This window comes from Variovorax boronicumulans, assembly GCF_029892485.1.
Lineage (GTDB): Bacteria > Pseudomonadota > Gammaproteobacteria > Burkholderiales > Burkholderiaceae_C > Variovorax > Variovorax boronicumulans_B.
Genome location: NZ_JARXVG010000001.1, coordinates 224,124 through 243,237 on the forward strand (window position 1 = coordinate 224,124; position 19,114 = coordinate 243,237).

Annotated in this window: 18 protein-coding genes; 2 read left to right on the forward strand and 16 right to left on the reverse strand. The window is 65.4% G+C overall.

Annotated elements, in window-relative coordinates:
* Positions 1-25 precede the first annotated feature (25 nt).
* Together M2282_RS01065 and M2282_RS01070 are read left to right on the forward strand one after the other, a co-directional pair.
* The gene (locus M2282_RS01065; protein WP_280806956.1) at positions 26-505 is read left to right on the forward strand and encodes a YhbY family RNA-binding protein; all 480 of its coding nucleotides are present in this window, start codon (positions 26-28) and stop codon (positions 503-505) included.
* A 42-nt stretch (positions 506-547) separates the two neighbouring features.
* Positions 548-1,267 (forward strand): glycosyltransferase, encoded by a 720-nt coding sequence (locus tag M2282_RS01070; protein WP_280806957.1) that lies wholly within the window; start codon positions 548-550, stop codon positions 1,265-1,267.
* 34 nt (positions 1,268-1,301) lie between these two features.
* Here M2282_RS01070 and M2282_RS01075 read toward each other — a convergent pair whose 3' ends face one another.
* The 16 genes from M2282_RS01075 to M2282_RS01150 all read right to left on the reverse strand — a co-directional run bounded on the left by M2282_RS01075 (position 1,302) and on the right by M2282_RS01150 (position 19,111).
* Positions 1,302-1,718, reverse strand: a complete 417-nt coding sequence (locus M2282_RS01075; protein WP_280806958.1) for a DUF4149 domain-containing protein — start codon at positions 1,716-1,718, stop codon at positions 1,302-1,304.
* Between the two features lie 22 nt (positions 1,719-1,740).
* On the reverse strand, positions 1,741-2,217 hold the full coding sequence (gene greA / locus M2282_RS01080) for a transcription elongation factor GreA (RefSeq protein WP_056581276.1): 477 nt from the start codon (positions 2,215-2,217) through the stop codon (positions 1,741-1,743).
* 65 nt (positions 2,218-2,282) lie between these two features.
* On the reverse strand, positions 2,283-3,152 hold the full coding sequence (locus M2282_RS01085; protein WP_280806959.1) for a Kdo hydroxylase family protein: 870 nt from the start codon (positions 3,150-3,152) through the stop codon (positions 2,283-2,285).
* Between the two features lie 14 nt (positions 3,153-3,166).
* Positions 3,167-6,418: a carbamoyl-phosphate synthase large subunit gene (gene carB, locus M2282_RS01090; protein ID WP_280806960.1), complete on the reverse strand. Its 3,252-nt coding sequence runs from the start codon at positions 6,416-6,418 to the stop codon at positions 3,167-3,169.
* The gene (gene carA / locus M2282_RS01095; RefSeq protein ID WP_280806961.1) at positions 6,411-7,604 is read right to left on the reverse strand and encodes a glutamine-hydrolyzing carbamoyl-phosphate synthase small subunit; all 1,194 of its coding nucleotides are present in this window, start codon (positions 7,602-7,604) and stop codon (positions 6,411-6,413) included. Before carA ends, carB begins: the two co-directional genes overlap by 8 nt.
* A 138-nt stretch (positions 7,605-7,742) precedes the next feature.
* Positions 7,743-8,528 (reverse strand): TrmH family RNA methyltransferase, encoded by a 786-nt coding sequence (locus M2282_RS01100; RefSeq protein ID WP_280806962.1) that lies wholly within the window; start codon positions 8,526-8,528, stop codon positions 7,743-7,745.
* A 7-nt stretch (positions 8,529-8,535) separates the two neighbouring features.
* Entirely contained in the window at positions 8,536-9,258 is a 723-nt protein-coding gene (gene rnhB / locus M2282_RS01105) for a ribonuclease HII (RefSeq protein ID WP_280806963.1), read from the reverse strand.
* Positions 9,230-10,378 (reverse strand): lipid-A-disaccharide synthase, encoded by a 1,149-nt coding sequence (gene lpxB, locus M2282_RS01110; RefSeq protein ID WP_280806964.1) that lies wholly within the window; start codon positions 10,376-10,378, stop codon positions 9,230-9,232. The genes rnhB and lpxB overlap by 29 nt, the downstream gene beginning before the upstream one ends.
* A 10-nt stretch (positions 10,379-10,388) precedes the next feature.
* Positions 10,389-11,177, reverse strand: a complete 789-nt coding sequence (gene lpxA / locus M2282_RS01115; protein WP_280806965.1) for an acyl-ACP--UDP-N-acetylglucosamine O-acyltransferase — start codon at positions 11,175-11,177, stop codon at positions 10,389-10,391.
* Positions 11,178-11,201: 24 nt separating this feature from the next.
* Positions 11,202-11,651: a 3-hydroxyacyl-ACP dehydratase FabZ gene (gene fabZ, locus M2282_RS01120; RefSeq protein ID WP_013541729.1), complete on the reverse strand. Its 450-nt coding sequence runs from the start codon at positions 11,649-11,651 to the stop codon at positions 11,202-11,204.
* Positions 11,652-11,674: 23 nt separating this feature from the next.
* Positions 11,675-12,652 carry a UDP-3-O-(3-hydroxymyristoyl)glucosamine N-acyltransferase gene (gene lpxD / locus M2282_RS01125; RefSeq protein WP_280806966.1) on the reverse strand — a complete coding sequence of 326 codons (978 nt, stop codon included), beginning with the start codon at positions 12,650-12,652 and terminating at the stop codon, positions 11,675-11,677.
* 14 nt (positions 12,653-12,666) lie between these two features.
* The gene (locus M2282_RS01130) at positions 12,667-13,212 is read right to left on the reverse strand and encodes an OmpH family outer membrane protein (RefSeq protein ID WP_280806967.1); all 546 of its coding nucleotides are present in this window, start codon (positions 13,210-13,212) and stop codon (positions 12,667-12,669) included.
* The gene (gene bamA / locus M2282_RS01135) at positions 13,213-15,648 is read right to left on the reverse strand and encodes an outer membrane protein assembly factor BamA (protein WP_280806968.1); all 2,436 of its coding nucleotides are present in this window, start codon (positions 15,646-15,648) and stop codon (positions 13,213-13,215) included.
* A gap of 38 nt (positions 15,649-15,686) precedes the next feature.
* The gene (gene rseP, locus M2282_RS01140) at positions 15,687-17,057 is read right to left on the reverse strand and encodes an RIP metalloprotease RseP (protein WP_280806969.1); all 1,371 of its coding nucleotides are present in this window, start codon (positions 17,055-17,057) and stop codon (positions 15,687-15,689) included.
* A 24-nt stretch (positions 17,058-17,081) separates the two neighbouring features.
* On the reverse strand, positions 17,082-18,269 hold the full coding sequence (ispC, locus tag M2282_RS01145) for a 1-deoxy-D-xylulose-5-phosphate reductoisomerase (RefSeq protein WP_280806970.1): 1,188 nt from the start codon (positions 18,267-18,269) through the stop codon (positions 17,082-17,084).
* Positions 18,266-19,111: a phosphatidate cytidylyltransferase gene (locus tag M2282_RS01150; protein ID WP_280806971.1), complete on the reverse strand. Its 846-nt coding sequence runs from the start codon at positions 19,109-19,111 to the stop codon at positions 18,266-18,268. Before M2282_RS01150 ends, ispC begins: the two co-directional genes overlap by 4 nt.
* Positions 19,112-19,114: the final 3 nt, after the last annotated feature.

A 19,114-nucleotide genomic window follows, 5' to 3' on the forward strand; every position in this document is an offset into this window, starting at 1 on the left:
CTTATCTACCCTCGATAATACGGGGATGCCCGCCATTCAACTTACCCCTGCCGAGCGCAAGGCTCACCGCGCCGAAGCTCACCACCTGGATCCGATCGTCATGGTCGGTGGAGACGGGCTCACCCCTGCCGTGAAAAAAGAGGCCGACGCGGCGCTCAAGGCCCATGGCCTGATCAAGGTCCGCGTCTTCTCCGACGACCGCCTCGCCCGTGACGCCATGCTGCGCGAGCTCGCCGACGAGCTCGATGCCGCCCCGATCCAGCACATCGGCAAGCTCCTGGTGCTGTGGCGCCCGAAGCCCGAAAAGGAGCGTGTGATCGACGAAGACCGCATGCCCGGCCCGCGCGACGTGAAGATCGTCAAGTACAGCAAGCGCGGCGGCCAGCGCCCCGAGATCAAGACCCTGCGCGTGCTCGGCAACCAGCGCCTCACCCCCGGCGGCACCATCAAGCGCGCCAAGGCCAAGCGTCCGCTGTCGGCCAAGAAGCGCAACCAGTCGGACTGATCCGGGGTGACAGTTCAGGGCGCCGAGCGCCACATCCTCTGCATGAAATGGGGCACGAAATACGGCCCCGAATACGTCAACCGGCTCTACGCGATGGTGCGCCGCAACCTCAGCGGCGACTTCAGGTTCGTCTGCCTGACCGATGACGGCACCGGCATCCGCCCCGAGGTGACGTGCCTGCCGATCCCGCCGCTGAACCTGCAATTGGCCCCGGGCCAACGCGACGGCGCGTGGAAGAAGCTCACGACCCTCGAAGGCGACCTGCACGGCCTGCGCGGCACCGCCCTGTTCCTGGATGTCGACGTGGTCGTCGTGGGCAGCCTCGACCCGTTCTTCGAGCAGCCGGGCGAGTTCCTGATCATTCATGACTACGCTCGCCCCTGGCGCGGCCGGCGGATCACTGGAAATTCATCGGTCTACCGGTTCGAACTGGGCGCCCATGCCGACGTGCTGGCGTATTTCCGGAACAACATGGACAAGGTCCAGGCCGACTACCGCAACGAGCAGACCTACCTGTCCGCCATGCTGCACAAGCAGGGCAAGCTCTCCTACTGGCCCGAAGCCTGGTGCCCGAGCTTCAAGTACCACGGCATCCCGACCTGGCCGGTCAACTACTGGGAAGAGCCCTTCGTCCCCGAAGGCGCACGCATCATGATCTTTCATGGCGAGTGCAATCCGCCCGATGCGCTGGCGGGACGACGCAACCGCGCCTTCCGCTACATCCGGCCCGCGAACTGGGTCGCGAAGTTCTGGAAAGAGTGAGTGAACGATGGCGGCACAGGCCGCCATCGCCGTTTCAGCGGCCGGGCCGGGCGCCCATGCGCCAGAGCAGCACCAAGGTGCACGCCCATTGCACGACATACATGCCGCTGCCGACGGCGTGCCACAGCTTGAGGTTGTCCCGCGCCAGGATGCGCGGCGCCACGGCATACTGCTGGAGCAGCGCCAGCAGCAAGGCTCCGAGAACCAGTCCGATGGCCGTCATCGTGGCGCCGTCCATGCGGTCGTCGGCCTTGCCGCGGAAATGGATCAGCAGGATCAGGCCGCAGCCAATGGCGACCCAGCTCTGCGCTTCGAACAGCTGACCGGCGAAATTGCCCGCGACAGCCGGATTGCCCAGCTTGGCGAACAGCATCGGCACGACCAGGAAGCCGATCGTCGTGAGGCTGCCCCACCAGAAGGCGGCGAGCAACAGCGCCAAGCGGTCTTTCATCGAAGAATCGGTTCTCGGATGGTCAGAGGTAGCGGACGGCCACGATCTCGTAGCGCTTCAGGCCGCCGGGCGCCTGAACTTCGGCGGTATCGCCCTCTTCCTTGCCGATCAGCGCGCGCGCGATCGGGCTGGAGATGTTGATGAGGCCCAGCTTCAGGTCGGCCTCGTCCTCGCCCACGATCTGGTACTTGACGGCTTCGCCCGACTCTTCTTCCTCGAGCTCCACGGTCGAGCCGAACACCACCTTGCCGCCAGCGTCGAGCTCGCTGGGATCGATGATCTGCGCGGCCGAGAGCTTGCCTTCGACCTCCTGGATGCGGCCTTCTATGAAGCCCTGGCGGTCCTTGGCGACCTCGTATTCGGCGTTCTCGCTCAGGTCACCCTGGGCGCGGGCTTCGGAGATCGCGTTGATGACCCAGGGGCGGTCCACGGTCTTGAGTTGATGCAGTTCGGCGCGCAGCTTTTCGGCACCGCGCTTGGTGATTGGAATGGTGGCCATGTTTGGTTCTCCATAAAGCGAAACCGCCGAACGATGCCGTTCGGCGGTCGATTGGGGGGACAGGATCAGACGAGATTGCGTCCGGTCAGCCGGCTCAGGATGGCGAGCGGGCTCGAGGCTGGATTGTATTGCTTCGAAGCGGCCAGATGAAGGGTCTGCTCGAGCATGTACTGGCCCGCCATGACGGCGTGCGAGGTCTGGTCGGAAAAGCACACCCACACCGAGCCCGGCGGAAATTCGGCCTTCTCCTGCGGCGAGCTTTCCTGGTACGCCATGTCCGACTTCATGCCGTCGTGCAGCTGAAGCATCAGGTGGTCGTACTCGCTGCGAAACGACTTGGTCACGTGCAGCGCATGCAGCAACTTGGCCTGCCAGCGCACATAGGGCTTGGCACGCGGCAGGAAGCGCCTGGCGATGTCCTCGAAAGGCTCGCCCACGCGCCAGACGCGCGGCGCGCCTTCGGGGTTCACGTTGGTGAACACACGGAGGATGCGCTCGCCGTAATTGGGGCGCGACGGAAACGCATCGACGTGCAGCCGGCGGTCGTCCGCACGCCATGACTGCACGCGCGTCTCGACCTGTGCCGGCCGGTAGCTCGTGGGCGCCAGGCGCAAAGCCGGCGTGTAGTGCGGCAGCAGCCCGTGGATCAGCTGCTGCGCCTGCGCACGAAACCGCCCCACCATCGCCGCTGCCGTGCGCTGCACTGCCTCGTCGCCGACAGCGCCCTTGAGCTTGCCGTTGGCGTCGAGGCTGATGTTGCGCACGTCGGGCGACAGCAGGCTGGGCGTGAGCAGGCTGCGCTCTTCAGGCAGCAGCTCGAAACCCAGGCGCGGGAAGTACAGCACCTTGCCCGCTTCGAGCTCCGCGATCCACGCCTCGTTGGGCGTGGCCGCGTTCCAGTCGTTCAGGCCGAGTTCGACGAGCTGCGTTTGCATGGCGACGCTCAGGCTCAGGCCACCGCCGCCAGCTGCGCGTGCATCTCCTGCACCGAGATCACGCCCAGCTCGTCCATGAAGCCCATGCCCTCGACAGCCGCTTCGGCGCCGAAGATCGTGGTGAAGGTCGTCACGCGGGCCAGCAGCGCCGAGGTGCGGATCTGCCGCGAATCGGTGATCGCGTTGCGGCGCTCTTCCACCGTGTTGATGACCAGCGCAATTTCGTTGTTCTTGATCATGTCCACGATGTGCGGGCGGCCTTCGGTCACCTTGTTCACCGTCGCGCACTCGATGCCGGCGGCGCTGATGGCCGCGGCGGTGCCTTTGGTCGCGACCAGCTCGAAGCCCAGCTTCGCCAGGCCGCGCGCCACTTCCACGGCGCGCGCCTTGTCGTTGTTCTTCACCGAGATGAAGACCTTGCCCGACTTCGGCAGGTGCGTACCCACGCCCAGCTGCGACTTCACGAAGGCTTCGCCGAAGGTCTTGCCCACGCCCATCACTTCGCCGGTCGATTTCATCTCGGGACCGAGGATGGTGTCCACGCCCGGGAACTTGACGAACGGGAACACGGCTTCCTTCACGCTGAAGTACGGCGGCGTCACTTCCTTGGTCACGCCCTGCGACGCGAGCGACTGGCCGGCCATGCAGCGTGCCGCCACCTTGGCAAGCTGGATGCCGGTGGCCTTGCTCACATAAGGCACGGTGCGCGACGCGCGCGGATTCACTTCGAGCACGTAGATGACGTCCTTGCCATCCTTCTGCTGGATGGCGAACTGCACGTTCATCAGGCCGACCACGTTCAGCGCGGCCGCCATGGCGGCGCTCTGACGCTTGAGTTCGGCGATCGTGTCCGCGCTCAGGCTGTAGGGCGGCAGCGAGCAGGCGGAGTCGCCCGAGTGCACGCCGGCCTGTTCGATGTGTTCCATCACGCCCCCGATCAGCGTGCCGCCTTCGGCATCGCGGATGCAATCGACGTCGCACTCGACGGCGTCGTTCAGGAAGCGGTCGAGCAGCACCGGCGAGTCGTTGCTCACCTTGACGGCCTCGCGCATGTAGCGCTCGAGGTCGCGCTGCTCATGCACGATTTCCATCGCGCGGCCGCCGAGCACGTAGCTCGGGCGCACCACCAGCGGATAGCCGAGGGCCGCGGCCTTTTCGAGCGCTTCAGGTTCGGTGCGCGCGGTGGCGTTCGGCGGCTGGCGCAGGCCCAGCTCGTGCAGCAGCTTCTGGAAGCGCTCGCGGTCTTCGGCCGCGTCGATCATGTCGGGCGAGGTGCCGATGATCGGCACGCCGTTCGCTTCGAGGTCGAGCGCGAGCTTCAGCGGCGTCTGGCCGCCGTACTGCACGATCACGCCGAGCGGCTTTTCCTTGTCGACGATCTCCAGCACGTCTTCGAGCGTCAGCGGCTCGAAGTACAGGCGGTCGGAGGTGTCGTAGTCGGTGGACACGGTCTCGGGGTTGCAGTTGACCATGATGGTCTCGTAGCCGTCCTCGCGCATGGCGAGCGCGGCGTGCACGCAGCAGTAGTCGAACTCGATGCCCTGGCCGATGCGGTTGGGACCGCCGCCGAGCACCATGATCTTCTTCTTGTCCGTCGGCTCGGCTTCGCACTCGTCCTCGTAGGTCGAGTACATGTAGGCCGTGTTGGTCGCGAACTCGGCAGCGCAGGTGTCCACGCGCTTGTAGACCGGGCGCACGCCCAGTGCACGGCGCTTCTCGCGGATCGCGGTGTCGGTGGTCTTCAGCTGGCGCGCGAGGCGGCGGTCGGAGAAGCCCTTCTTCTTGAGCGCGAGCAGCGTGTCCTTGTCGATGTCGTCCAGCGACTTGGTTTCCAGTTCGAGTTCGATCTTCACGATCTCTTCGATCTGCACCAGGAACCACGGGTCGATCTTGGTCAGCGCGAACACTTCGTCCACGCTCAGGCCCATGGCGAAGGCATCGCCCACGTACCAGATGCGCTCGGGACCGGGCTCGCCCAGTTCCTTCTCGAGCACTTCGCGGTCCTGCGTCTTCTCGTTGAGGCCATCGACGCCCACTTCGAGGCCGCGCAGGGCCTTCTGGAACGATTCCTGGAAAGTGCGGCCCATGGCCATCACTTCGCCCACCGACTTCATCTGCGTGGTGAGGCGCGAGTCGGCCTGCGGGAATTTCTCGAATGCGAAACGCGGGATCTTGGTGACCACGTAGTCGATCGACGGTTCGAACGACGCGGGCGTGGCACCGCCGGTGATTTCGTTGCGCAGCTCATCGAGCGTGTAGCCCACAGCCAGCTTGGCCGCGACCTTGGCGATCGGGAAACCCGTGGCCTTGGAAGCCAGTGCCGAGGAGCGCGAGACGCGCGGGTTCATCTCGATGACGACCATGCGGCCGTCCTTCGGATTGATGGAGAACTGGACGTTCGAGCCACCGGTATCGACACCGATCTCGCGCAGCACGGCCAGCGAGGCGTTGCGCAGGATCTGGTATTCCTTGTCGGAGAGCGTTTGCGCGGGGGCCACGGTGATCGAGTCGCCGGTGTGCACGCCCATCGGGTCCAGGTTTTCGATCGAGCAGACGATGATGCAGTTGTCGGCCTTGTCGCGCACGACTTCCATCTCGTACTCTTTCCAGCCGAGCAGCGATTCTTCGATCAGCAGCTCGTTGGTCGGCGAGGCTTCGATGCCGCGCTTGCAGATGGTCTCGAATTCGTCGGGGTTGTAGGCGATGCCGCCGCCGGTGCCGCCGAGCGTGAAGCTCGGGCGGATCACGGTCGGGAAGCCGAGCGTCTTCTGCACGGCCCAGGCTTCGTCCATCGTGTGGGCGATGCCCGAGCGGGCCGAACCGAGACCGATCTTGGTCATCGCGTCCTTGAACTTCAGGCGGTCTTCGGCCTTGTCGATGGCTTCGGGCGTGGCGCCGATGAGCTCGACCGGCTTGTTGGTGGCTGCGCCCGTGTACTTGTCGAGCACGCCATTGCGCCAGAGGTCCAGCGCGCAGTTCAGCGCGGTCTGGCCGCCCATGGTCGGCAGGATCGCGTCGGGGCGCTCCTTGGCGATGATCTTCTCGACCGTCTGCCAGGTGATCGGCTCGATGTAGGTGACGTCGGCCGTGGCCGGGTCGGTCATGATCGTCGCGGGGTTGCTGTTGATCAGGATGACCTTGTAGCCCTCTTCGCGCAGCGCCTTGCAGGCTTGCACGCCGGAGTAGTCGAACTCGCAGGCCTGGCCGATGATGATCGGACCGGCGCCGATGATGAGGATCGATTTGAGGTCTGTGCGCTTAGGCATTCTTGCTCTCCGTCTTTTCCGTCTTGTTCTTTTCCATGAGTGCCGTGAAGCGATCGAACAGGTAGCCGATGTCGTGCGGGCCCGGCGACGCTTCGGGGTGACCCTGGAAGCAGAACGCGGGCTTGTCGGTGCGGGCCAGGCCCTGCAGCGTGTTGTCGAACAGGCTGATGTGGGTGGGACGCAGGTTGGCCGGCAGCGACTTCTCGTCGACCGCGAAGCCGTGGTTCTGGCTGGTGATGCTCACGCGGCCGTTGTCGAGGTCTTTCACCGGATGGTTCGCGCCGTGGTGGCCGAACTTCATCTTGAAGGTCTTGGCGCCCGAGGCGAGCGCCATGATCTGGTGGCCCAGGCAGATGCCGAACGTGGGAATGCCGGTCTCGATCAGTTCTTTAACAGCGCTGATGGCGTAGTCGCAGGGCTCCGGGTCGCCGGGGCCGTTGGCCAGGAAGATGCCGTCGGGCTTGAGCTTGAGCACGTCGGCCGCGGGCGTCTGCGCCGGCACCACGGTGATGCGCGCGCCGCGCTGGGCGATCATGCGCAGGATGTTCTTCTTGACGCCGTAGTCGAACGCGACGACGTGGAACTTGGGCGTGATCTGCACGCCGTAGCCCGCGCCGAGCTTCCACTCGGTCTCGGTCCATTCGTAGGTCTCGGTGACCGACACCACCTTGGCGAGGTCCAGACCCGCCATGCTCGGGGCGGCCTTGGCGGCGGCGATGGCCTTGTCGATCAGCGCCTGCGTCACGGCTTCGCCTTCGGCCAGGCCCAGGATGCAGCCGTTCTGCGCGCCGTGGGTGCGCAGGTGGCGCGTGAGCTTGCGGGTGTCGATATTCGCAATGGCCACCGTCTTGCCGGCCACGAGGTATTCGCTCAGCGTGGCGGTCTGGCGGAAGTTGGAGGCGACAAGGGGCAGGTCCTTGATGATCAGGCCCGCGGCATGGATCTTGTCGGCTTCGATGTCTTCCCCGTTGACGCCGTAGTTGCCGATGTGCGGATACGTCAAGGTGACGATCTGCTGGCAGTAGCTCGGGTCGGTGAGGATTTCCTGGTAACCGGTCATGGCGGTGTTGAACACCACTTCACCGGTCGTGGAGCCAGCGGCTCCGATCGAATTGCCTTGAAAGACCGTGCCGTCTGCGAGCGCCAGGATGGCGGGCGGGAAATTTCCCTTGAGAGACAAAAGCACTGGGTTCTCCGGATGGTTACGGTCGCCCGGAGCCCCAGGCGCGTTGCCTGCGGACTTGCTTCAAGGGGATTTTGGCGTTAAAGGCGGCCGGGCGACGCTATTGCGAGTAAGCCCCCGATTGTAGCCCGGACTGCGGGCTTATCCGGCCTGAAGGGCCGCTCCGCTTGCATGCAGGCAGATCGCGGCGGCGGCGGCCACGTTGAGCGATTCCTCGCCGCCGGGCTGGGCAATGCGGATGTGATGGGTCGCGCGGGCTTCCAGCGCTGGCGAGACGCCCTGCCCTTCGTGCCCCATCAGCCAGGCGCAGGGGTACGGCAAGCGGGCCTTGTGGAGCCAGTCGCCATGGTGCGAACTGGTCGCCAGCAGTGGCACCTTCAGGCCGTCGAGAAGGTCAGCCTCCACACCCTCGATCAGCCGCAGGCCGAAATGGGCGCCCATGCCGGCGCGCAGCACCTTCGGCGCCCAGAGCGCAGCCGTGCCCTTGAGCGCGATCACCTGGGTGAAGCCGAAAGCGGCCGCGCTGCGCAGGATGGACCCGGCATTGCCGGCGTCCTGCAGGCGATCGAGCACCACGCTCGGGGCATCGGGGATCACCGCCGGCCGCGCCGGCAGATCGAGCACGAAGCCCATCGGCGCCGGCGATTCCAGCCCGCTGACGCCGCGCAGCAGATCGTCGGCGACAACTACGGTTTTGACGGCACTCATGCCCCATTCGGCCGGAGCAGTCGGCCAAAAAGATTCCGAAAACACCGCAATCGCCGGCTTGACGCCGCGCGCCAGAGCCGCCCGGCACAGGTGATCGCCTTCAAGCCAGATGCGTCCCAGCTTGCGGTAGGCGCCGGGGTCCTGGGCGAGCTTGCGCAGGTCCTTGAGCAGCGGGTTGTCGCGCGAACTGACGTGGCTCGCGCCGGTGTCGGTGGTCATCGGGAAATCAGGGTGCGGCGCGCAGGTCGAGGTGCACGGTCTCGACCGTTGTTGCAAATACCACGGGGGTGGCCGACACGGTCTCGATGACCAGCGTTTCGCCCGCCGCCGTCCGGGCCAGCGCAGCAGCCACCGGGCTGAACGACCTGCGATGGTGCACGCAGGCGCCGTGTCGCTGCAGCGCCTCCAGGTGCTCCGGCGTCCCGTACCCCTTGTGGCCCGCGAAGCCGTAGTTCGGAAACTCGATGTGCAATTGCTCGCAGAGGCGATCGCGATGGACCTTGGCCAGGATCGATGCAGCGGATATCGCCTTGACCAGCGCATCGCCCTTGACCACGGCTTCGGCCAGCACATCCAGCGTCGGCAGGCGGTTGCCGTCGACCAGCACCTTCGCCGGCTTCAGGCGCAAGCCTTCGACTGCGCGGCGCATGGCAAGCATCGTGGCCTGCAGGATGTTGTGCGTGTCGATTTCCTCGACGCTCGCCTGGGCAATGGAGCAGCAAAGGGCCTTGGCCAGGATCTGGTCGTGCAGGCGCTCGCGCTGCAAAGGCGTGAGGGTCTTGGAGTCGGCCAGTCCGCGGATCGGCCGGGTGTCGTCGAGGATCACTGCCGCGGCCACCACAGGGCCAGCCAGCGGGCCACGGCCGGCTTCGTCCACGCCTGCAAGCAGGCCTGGCGCATCCCAGACCAGACGGGCCTGCTCAGCCTTCAAGAACTTTCTGGATCGCATCGGCGCAAAGTGTGGGCGTATCGCGCTGCAATTGCACGTGCAGCTCGGAAAATCTTTGTTGCAGGGCTTGCGTCTTCCCTGGCGCGTCGAGCCAGGCCAGCGTGGCCTGGGCCAGCGCCGCGGGCGTGGCGGCTTCCTGCAGCAGCTCGGGCACCACGAACTCGCGGCACAGGATATTGGGCAATCCGACCCAAGGCTGCAATTGCTTGCGCTGCATCAGGCGCCACGAGAGCCCGTTCATGTTGTACGCAATGACCATCGGCCGCTTGAAGAGCGCTGCCTCGAGCGTCGCGGTACCGCTGGCGATCAGCGTGACGTCGCAAGCGGCAAGCGCGGCGTGCGACTGGCCATCGAGCAGCTTTACCCGGCCCGCCATGCCGCTGGCCTGAAGGAATGCGTCCACTTCGGCGCGCAGCCCCGGAAGGATGGGTGCGACGAACTGGAGTTCTGGCCGCGCCTTTTGCATCAGCGCTGCGGCAGCGAAAAACCGGTCGGCCAGGTAGCGGATCTCGGACCGGCGGCTCCCAGGCAGCAAGGCGACGACCTGCGCGTCGGGCGCCAAGCCGACGGCGGCACGGGCGGCGGCACGGTCGGGCGTCATCGGGATCACGTTGGCAATCGGGTGCCCCACGTAGCTCGCGGCAACGCCCTGTTTTTCGAGCAGCTCAGGCTCGAACGGGAAGATGCACAGCACGTGGTCGGCCGCGGCCCTGACCTTCTCGATGCGCTTGGGCCGCCAAGCCCAGATCGACGGACAGATGAAATGCACGGTCTTGATGCCCTGGCTGCGTAGCCCGGCTTCGAGATCGAGGTTGAAATCGGGCGCGTCGACGCCGATGAACAGCTCGGGCCTCTCCTGGAGCAGCCGGGCCTTCAATTGGCGGCGAATGCCGGCGATCTCGGGGTAGTGCCGCAGCACCTCGATGTAGCCACGCACCGCGAGCTTTTCCTGCGGCCACCAGCTCTGGAAGCCATGCGCGAGCATGCGGGGTCCGCCGATGCCGGCGGTCTGGAGGTGGGGCCAGCGCGCCTGGAGGCCGTCGAGCAGCAAGCCCGCGAGCAGGTCGCCGGAGGCTTCACCCGCGACCAGCGCGAAACGTCGCTGTTCGGCTGTCTGCATCATCGTCACGTCAACGCGCGATGCCGCGCGTCGAGTTTGCGAGGAAGGATTCCATCAAGGCGACGTCGCCGGCCGCCTCGGGCATTTCGGCAGTCAGTGCGGAAATGCCCGCACGCGCCTCTTCGAGCGTCTTGCCCTGGCGATACAGCAGCTTGTGCATCTGCTTGACCGCTGCCAGCCGCTGCGCCGAAAAATCGCGCCGGCGCAAGCCCACGACGTTGAAGCCGCGAACCGCCAGCGGATTGCCGTCGACCAACATGAACGGGGGCACGTCCTGCGTGATTGCACTCGCGAAGCCGACCATGGCATGCGCGCCGATCGAGACGAACTGGTGGATGCCGGTGAGCCCACCGATCGTGACCCAGTCGGCCAGGTGCACATGGCCCGCCAGCGTCGTGTTGTTGGACAACGTGGTGTGGTTGTCGACATGGCAGTCGTGCGCGATGTGCGTGTACGCCATGATCCAGTTGTCGTTGCCGACACTGGTCACGCCCCCTGCTCCCGGCACGCCGAGGTTGAAGGTGCAGAACTCACGAATGACGTTGCGGTCGCCGATGACGAGCTCGGTCGGTTCGCCCGCATATTTCTTGTCTTGCGGTATCGCGCCGAGTGACGAGAACTGAAAAATCCTGTTGTCGCGCCCGATGGTCGTGCGCCCTTCGATCACGCAATGCGCGCCGATGGTGGTCCCCGCCCCGACGTGCACATGCGGGCCGATGACGGTGTAGGGCCCGACCGAAACCGAGGCGTCGAGTTGGGCCTGGGGGTCGACGAGCGCTGTCGGGTGAACCTGGGTCATGCCTTGCAAGCGACGGCGGCCGGATCAGCTGATCTGGCGCATGGCGCACATCAGCGTGGCTTCGCAGGCCAGTTCGCTGCCCACCAGCGCGCGGCCCTTGAACTTGGAAATACCGGCCTTCATGCGTTCGATCTCGACTTCGAGCGTGAGCTGGTCACCGGGCTCCACGGGGCGCTTGAAGCGGGCGCCGTCGATGGCGGCGAAGTAGTAGACGGTGTTGTCGTCCGGCACGATATCCAGTGAATGGAACGACAGAAGCGCCGCAGCCTGCGCCATGGCTTCGAGCATCAGCACGCCCGGCATCACCGGACGGTGCGGGAAGTGGCCGTTGAAGAACGGCTCGTTCATCGTCACGTTCTTGAGCGCCGTGATGCGCTTGCCCTTCTCCATGTCCAGCACGCGGTCCACCAGCAGGAACGGATAGCGATGGGGAAGCAGCTTGAGGATTTGATGGATATCGAGCGTCGTCGTCATGATTTTCTGTTCCTGCATCGTCGTCATTTTTTCGGGGGAGCCTTCTCCAGCGCCTTCAGTCGTTCGCGCAGGCTGTGCAACTGCTTGAGCGTTGCCGCATTCTTTTCCCAGCTCGCATTGTCATCGATGGGAAACATGCCGGTGTACTGGCCGGCCTTGTGGATGGAGCGCGTCACCACGGTCGCGGCGGACACATGCACGCCGTCTGCCACCGTGAGATGACCCAGCACGATGGCACCGCCGCCGAAGGTGCAGTTGGCGCCGATGGTGGCGCTGCCGGCCACGCCGACGCAGCCCGCCATTGCGGTGTTCTTGCCGACGCGCACGTTGTGGCCGATCTGGATCAGGTTGTCGAGCTTCACGCCGTCTTCGATCACAGTGTCGTCGAGCGCGCCGCGGTCGATGCAGGTGTTGGCACCGATCTCCACGTCGTTGCCGATGCGCACCGCGCCCAGCTGTTCGATCTTGACCCACGCGCCCTGATGAAGCGCGAGCCCGAAGCCATCAGCCCCGATCACTACCCCGGGATGGAGCAGGCAGCGCTCGCCGATCATGCAGTCTTCGCTGACCGTCACGCGGGACTTCAGCACGGTACCCGCGCCGATGCGGGCGCCCCGTTCCACCACGCAGAGCGCACCGATGCGCGCCGTGGCGTCGACTTGGGCTCCCGGGTGGATCACGGCGGACGGATGAATGAGATCGGCCTCCGGGCGCGCGTGGTGCGACTTCCAGAGCTGCGTCAGGCGCGCAAAGTAGAAGTAGGGATCGGGCGTGACGATGAACGCACCGCGCGCCGCAGCCGCCTCCTGCATGGCAGGCGACACGATCACGCAGCCGGCCTTCGAGGCCGCGAGTTCCTGCTGGTATTTGGGATGGCTCAGGAAACTGAGCGCATCGGGCTGTGCATTCTGGAGCGGCGAGAGCCGCTCGATGGACAGCATGGCATCTCCATGAAGCTCGCCCCCCAGGGCGTCAACGATGGCTCCGAGCTGCAGTGACACGCCGGTTCGCGGCGTTATTTGCCGGCCGCAGGCGCTGAAGAGCCGACCGACGCATTCAGCGCCTTGATCACCTTGTCGGTGATGTCGTGCTTCGGATTGATGTAGATCGCTTCCTGCAGGATGGCGTCGTACTTTTCCGCCTCGGCGACCTGCTTCACGACGCGGTTGGCGCGCTCGTAGACCTGTTGAAGCTCTTCGTTCTTGCGCGCATTCAGGTCTTCCTGAAACTCGCGGCGGCGGCGCTGGAATTCGCGGTCCTGGTCGATCAGCGCCTTCTGGCGAGTCGCCCGCTGGCTTTCGGAGATGGTCGGCGCTTCGCGCTCGAACCGTTCCGAGGCGGTCTTCAATGCGTCGCCCTGCGCGGTCAGGTCCTTCTCGCGCTTGAGAAACTCGGCTTCGAGCTTGGCCTGGGCTGCCTTCGCCGGTTGCGCCTCACGCAGCACACGGTCCGGATTGACAAAGCCGATGCGAAACGTCTCCTGCGCCTGGGCGGGCGCAGCAGCGAGCACGAAAGCGGGAATCAACAACGCACCAGCTGCGGCGCGAATCAAATGCTTCATTTAGAAAGACGTTCCGATCTGGAATTGGAGGCGCTGAATTCTATCCTTCGGGATCACGACAAAGCCGGTATTCGGATCCAGCACTTCCTTTTGGGACATGACGGGGAAGGCATAAGCCAGGCGCAGCGGGCCAAGCGGCGAGATCCAACTGATCCCGAGGCCGACGGAAGCGCGCAACTTCTTCTGCGCCTTCCATTGCTCGTCGGTCAGGCCGGCAGCGCGCGAACCGAACACATTGCCGATGTCGAAGAAACCATAAAGGCGCAGCGTGCGGTCGTTGCCGGCACCTGGGAACGGTGTGCTGAGCTCAGCGTTGAAAACCGCCTTCTTGGTACCGCCCAGCGCTGCGCCATCGGTCTGGCCGAACAGCGGCACGTCGCGCGGACCGAGCGAGTTCTGCTCGAAGCCGCGGACCGAGCCCAGGCCGCCCGCATAGAAGTTCTTGAAGATCGGATAGACCTTGCTGCCCAGGGCCTTCGCATAGCCCACATCGCCGTTGACGGCAAAGGTGTATTGCTTGTTGATCGCGAAGAACTGTTGGTACTGGTAGTTCGTCTTGATGTACTGCATGTCGCCGCCAACGCCAAGCTCGAGGTTGGCACGCTGCAGACGCCCGGTGGTCGGAATCAACGCGCTGTCGCGGCTGTCTCGACCCCAGCCGATGGTGAGCGGCACGCCCCAGACGCTCTTCTGGGCGCACTCGGTCACGAACAGGCCTGACGCATCCTTGGCGCACTGGAAGTAGCGCAGGTAGGACGGCGGCGTGAACAAGCCCGAAAAGGAAGTCGTAGTGTTCGGATCGAAGGCGTACCGTTCGAGTCCGACGCCGAAGAACACGGTGTCGATTTCGCTGAAAGGCACGCCGAAACGGATCGACGCACCCTGGTTGACCAACTTGTAGTCGCCGTCGGTGGTCGACGAATACGGACGCGTCGTCGTGTGATAGACGCTGATCGTGCGCGAGATACCGTCCTTCGTGAAATACGGATCGGTGGTGGTCAGCGACAACGTGCGGTTGTACTTGCTGGTATTGACCTGCACGCCCAGGAAATTGCCCGAGCCGAACACGTTTTCCTGCGAGATGCCGAAGGTCAGCGCAACCTTCTCGGCGCTCGAGTAGCCGGCGCCGAGCTGCAGGCTGCCGGTGGGCTTCTCGGCCACGTTGACGGTCAGGTCCACCTGGTCGGGCGATCCGGGCACTTCCTGGGTCTCGACGTTCACTTCGGTGAAGAAGCCAAGGCGGTCGACGCGGTCGCGCGAGAGCTTGATCTTGTCGCCGTCGTACCAGGAGGCTTCGTACTGGCGGAACTCGCGGCGGATCACTTCGTCGCGGGTCTTGTTGTTGCCGCCGACGGACACGCGGCGCACGTACACGCGGCGCGACGGTTCGGCCTGCAGCGTGAGCGTCACGCGGTTGTTCACGCGGTCGATCTCCGGACGTGCCTGCACGCGGGCAAACGCGTAGCCGAAGGTGCCGAAATAGTCGCTGAAGGCCTTGGTGGTTTCCGTGACCTGCTCGCCGTTGTAGGGCTCGCCGGGCTTGATGGTGATCAGCGACTTGAAGTCATCGTCGCGGCCCAGGTAGTTGCCGTCGAGCTTGACGCCGGCCACCACGAACTTCTCGCCTTCGCTGATGTTGACCGTGACCGTCAGGTCCTTGCGATCGGGCGAAATGGCGACCTGGGTCGATTCGATGCGGAACTCGAGGTAGCCGCGCGTGATGTAGTACGAGCGAAGCGTTTCGAGGTCGGCGTTGAGCTTGGCACGCGAGTACTGGTTGGACTTGGTGTACCAGCTCATGAAGCCGCCGCTGTCCTGGTCGAACAGGCTCAGCAGCGTCGATTCGCTGAAGGCCTTGTTGCCGACCACGTGCACTTCGCGGATGCGGGCCGATTCGCCTTCGGTGACGGTGAATGTCAGGTTGACGCGATTGCGCTCGATCGGCGTGACGGTGGTCACGACCTGCGCGTTGTAGAGGCTGCGGCTCACGTACTGGCGCTTGAGCTCCTGCTCCGCGCGGTCGGCCAGCGCCTTGTCGTACGGACGGCCGTCGGTCAGGCCGATTTCACGCAGCGCCTTTTGCAGCGCCGCTTTCTCGAATTCCTTGGCGCCGACGAAATCGACGTCCGCGATGGTCGGGCGCTCCTCGACGATCACCACCAGCACATTGCCGTTGACGTCGATGCGCACGTCCTTGAACAACCCCAGGTCGAACAGCGCGCGAATGGCGGCCGAGCCGCGTTCGTCGCTGTAGGTATCGCCCACGCGCAGCGGCAGCGACGCGAAGATCGTGCCGGCCTCGACGCGTTGCAAGCCTTCGACGCGAATGTCGCGCACCGTGAAAGGCTCGACGGCCCAGGCTGCCGTGGCCGCAAGCGCACTGGCGACCACCGCGACAACGCTACGCAGGCGAAAGCGATTGGAGTTTTTGTTCATCTGTGAATTGAGCCGGCACGGAAAGGGCCGGCAGAAAGTTAACCAAAGAGCCGCGTGACGTCGTTGAAGAGTGCGACCGACATCATGACCAGCAGCAAGGCGACACCGCCGCGCTGAAGCCGTTCCATCCAGGCGTCAGAGACGCTTTTGCCGGTCAGGCCCTCCCAAAGATAATACATCAGGTGTCCCCCATCGAGGACTGGCAGCGGCATGAGATTGAGCACGCCCAGGCTCACGCTGATGACCGCAAGGAAGATCAGGTACTGGGTCAGGCCCAGGCTCGCGGACTTGCCCGCGTAGTCGGCAATGGTCAGCGGACCGCTCAGATTCTTCAGCGACGCCTGCCCCGTCACCATCTTGACCATCATGCGAACGGTCAATGCGGACATCTCCCACGTGCGCACCACACCGCGCCAGACGCCGTCGACCGGGCCCTGGCGCACCGTCACCATGTCGGGCGGCGCGCCGACATAAGCGCCGATGCGGCCGACCTTGACGGCCCCCTCCTCACGCACCTCGGGTTTCACCTCGAGCGTGAGTGACTGGCCAGCGCGCTGGATCTGCCAGGCCTGGGTGCGCGGCTGACCGCCGTCGACCGACGCCCGGATCACCTCGCGCAGCTGTTGGCCGTCGTAGATGGCCGTATCGCCGATGGCACGCACCAGGTCGCCCTTGCGCAGTCCCGACAGCTCGCCGGCACCGCCGGCCATGACCTCACCGATCTCCGGGCGGGTCAGGGGCGCGAGGAGGCCGATCTTGCGGAACATCTGCGGATCGGCGTCCTTGGCCTCCATCCGGCTCAATGGCAGCACCAGCTGCCGGGCGGGCTTGCCGTCTGCGCCCTCCACTTCGAGCGTGAGATCTCGGCTGTCGAGCGCACCCTGCGTCATGCGCCAGCGCAGATCCTCGAAGGACTGGACCGGCGTGAGGTCGCCGTCGAAACCGGCGCGCGTGATATGTTCCCCCCCGCGCAGGCCGGCCGCCTCGGCCAGCGAAGCCGCCACAGGCCGCGCCAGCCTGGCAACCGGCTCTTCCACCCCGATCCAGTTGACGGCCGTGTAGAGCGCGACTGCCAGCAGCAGGTTGGCGATGGGCCCGGCCGCGACGATGGCCGCGCGCGACCTCAGGGGCTGGGTGTTGAAGGCCCGATGCCGCTCCTCGGGCGCCACCGGCCCTTCGCGCTCATCGAGCATCTTGACGTAGCCGCCCAGCGGAAAGGCTCCGATGACGAATTCGGTCTGCTGCCCCGGATGCTGGCGCTTGGGCTGCCAACGCAGCAGCACCTTGCCGAACCCGACCGAAAAGCGCTCCACCTTGACGCCACAGGCGACCGCGACACGGTAGTGACCGTACTCGTGCACAGCGATGAGGACGCCAAGTGCAACCACAAAGGCTATGACAGTGAGCATCGGATCCTCGACGAATGGGAAAAATCAGGCTGCGAAACGCAGCGCCGCGGCATTGGCTGCCGCCCGGGCGCTGGCATCGAGCGCCAGCAGGTCGGCCAGCGATGCCGGCTTGGAGGGGGTGACCGTTTCCAAAGTTTCCATGTTGACCGCATGAATTCGGTCGAAACGCAGGCGCCGATCCAGAAACGCCTCGACAGCAACCTCGTTGGCCGCGTTGAGCACCGCCGTCGTGCCAGGTGCGGCGCGCAATGCATGCCACGCCAGACCCAGGCCCGGGAACAGCGCTGCATCGGGCGCATCGAAGGTCAGCGACGCCATCTGTCGGAAGTCGAGCCGCGCCGCCCCGCTCTCGATGCGCTCGGGCCAGGCCAGGCCGACCGCGATCGGCACCCGCATGTCGGGCGTGCCGAGCTGGGCGATGACCGATGCATCGGTGAACTGCACCATCGAGTGCACCACGCTCTGCGGATGGATGACGACCTCGATCTGCTCGGGCGAGACGCCGAACAGGTGGCGGGCCTCGATCACTTCGAGCGCCTTGTTCATCATCGTGGCCGAGTCGACCGATATCTTGCGGCCCATGACCCAGTTCGGATGGGCGCAAGCCTGTTCGGGCGTCACGGCCCCCAAGGTATCGGGCGCGCGGGTGCGGAATGGACCGCCCGAGGCGGTCAGGATGATCTTGTCGATGCGGCGCGCCCAGGTGGAGGGGTCTTCCGGCAGCGACTGGAAGATGGCCGAGTGCTCGCTGTCGATGGGCAGCAGCGTGGCGCCGCCCTCTCGCACCGTGCGCATGAACAGTTCGCCGCCGACGACCAGGGCTTCCTTGTTGGCCAGCAGCAAACGCTTGCCTGCACGCGCAGCGGCCAGGCACGGCCCAAGCCCGGCAGCGCCGACGATGGCCGCCATGACGGCGTCGACGTCTTCGTGCGAGGCGATGTTTTCAACAGCGTCCGCGCCCATCAACACACGCGTCTTCAGGCCGTTTCGCTTGAGCTTCTCAGCCAGTTGCTCGGCATGCGGCGCGCTCGCCATGACGACGAACTGCGGCGAGAACTGTGCGCACTGCGCGAGCATCTCGTCCACCCTGGTTGCGGCGGACAGCGCAAACACCTCGAAGCGCTCGGGGTGCCGCGCAATGACGTCCAGCGTGCTCACACCGACCGACCCGGTCGAGCCCAGCACGGTGACGCGTTGTTTGGGAGTGTTCACAGGAAGGCCAGCATCATGGCAATGGGAAGTGCCGGCAAGAGGGCATCCACGCGATCGAGCACACCGCCATGGCCCGGAAGCAGCCGGCTGCTGTCCTTTGCACCGGCGCTGCGCTTGATGAGCGATTCGACCAGGTCGCCGACGACGCTCATCGCGGCGAGAAACACCGCCCCAATCAGCAGCAGCCACCAGCCGCGCTCGTACAGGCGGGTGTAGAGGCTCGGCACCGTCGCGCCGAAGTACCGGTCGGCCCAGACCCAGGCAAAGGCCAGCACGATGACGCCGATCATCCCGCCCCACACGCCTTCCCAGCTCTTGCCAGGGCTGATCGCCGGGGCCAGCTTGCCGCGCGTGAACTTCAGGCCGAATGCCCGGCCCGCGAAATAGGCGAACACATCCGCCACCCAGACCAGCACCAGGATCGACAACAGGAAATTGATGCCGACCATGCGGGCCTGCACCGCCGCGAGCCAGGCGACCCAGAGCGCCAGCAGGCCGCCGACCAGGCGCAGCCCGCGCGGAATGCGGGGCCAGCCCGGCACCGCCACGCGCAGCAATGCCGCGCCGCCGAGCACCCAGGCCGCACTGGCCAGGGTCCACATCAGGATCAGGGGTTGTTCGAGCAGGCCCAGCCACCACGAAAGCCCGCAGAGCAGCACCGTCTCGGCACCGAGGAACAGCGACATGCCCTGGCCGTAGCCGTTGAGGCGCCCCCACTCCCACGCGCCAGCGCCGATCAGCACCAGCATCACGCAGGCAAATGGAACGTAGTGTCGATAGAACAGCGCTGGCAGCAGGATCGCGAGCAGCACGATCGCCGTGAGGATGCGTTGTTTGAGCATGCG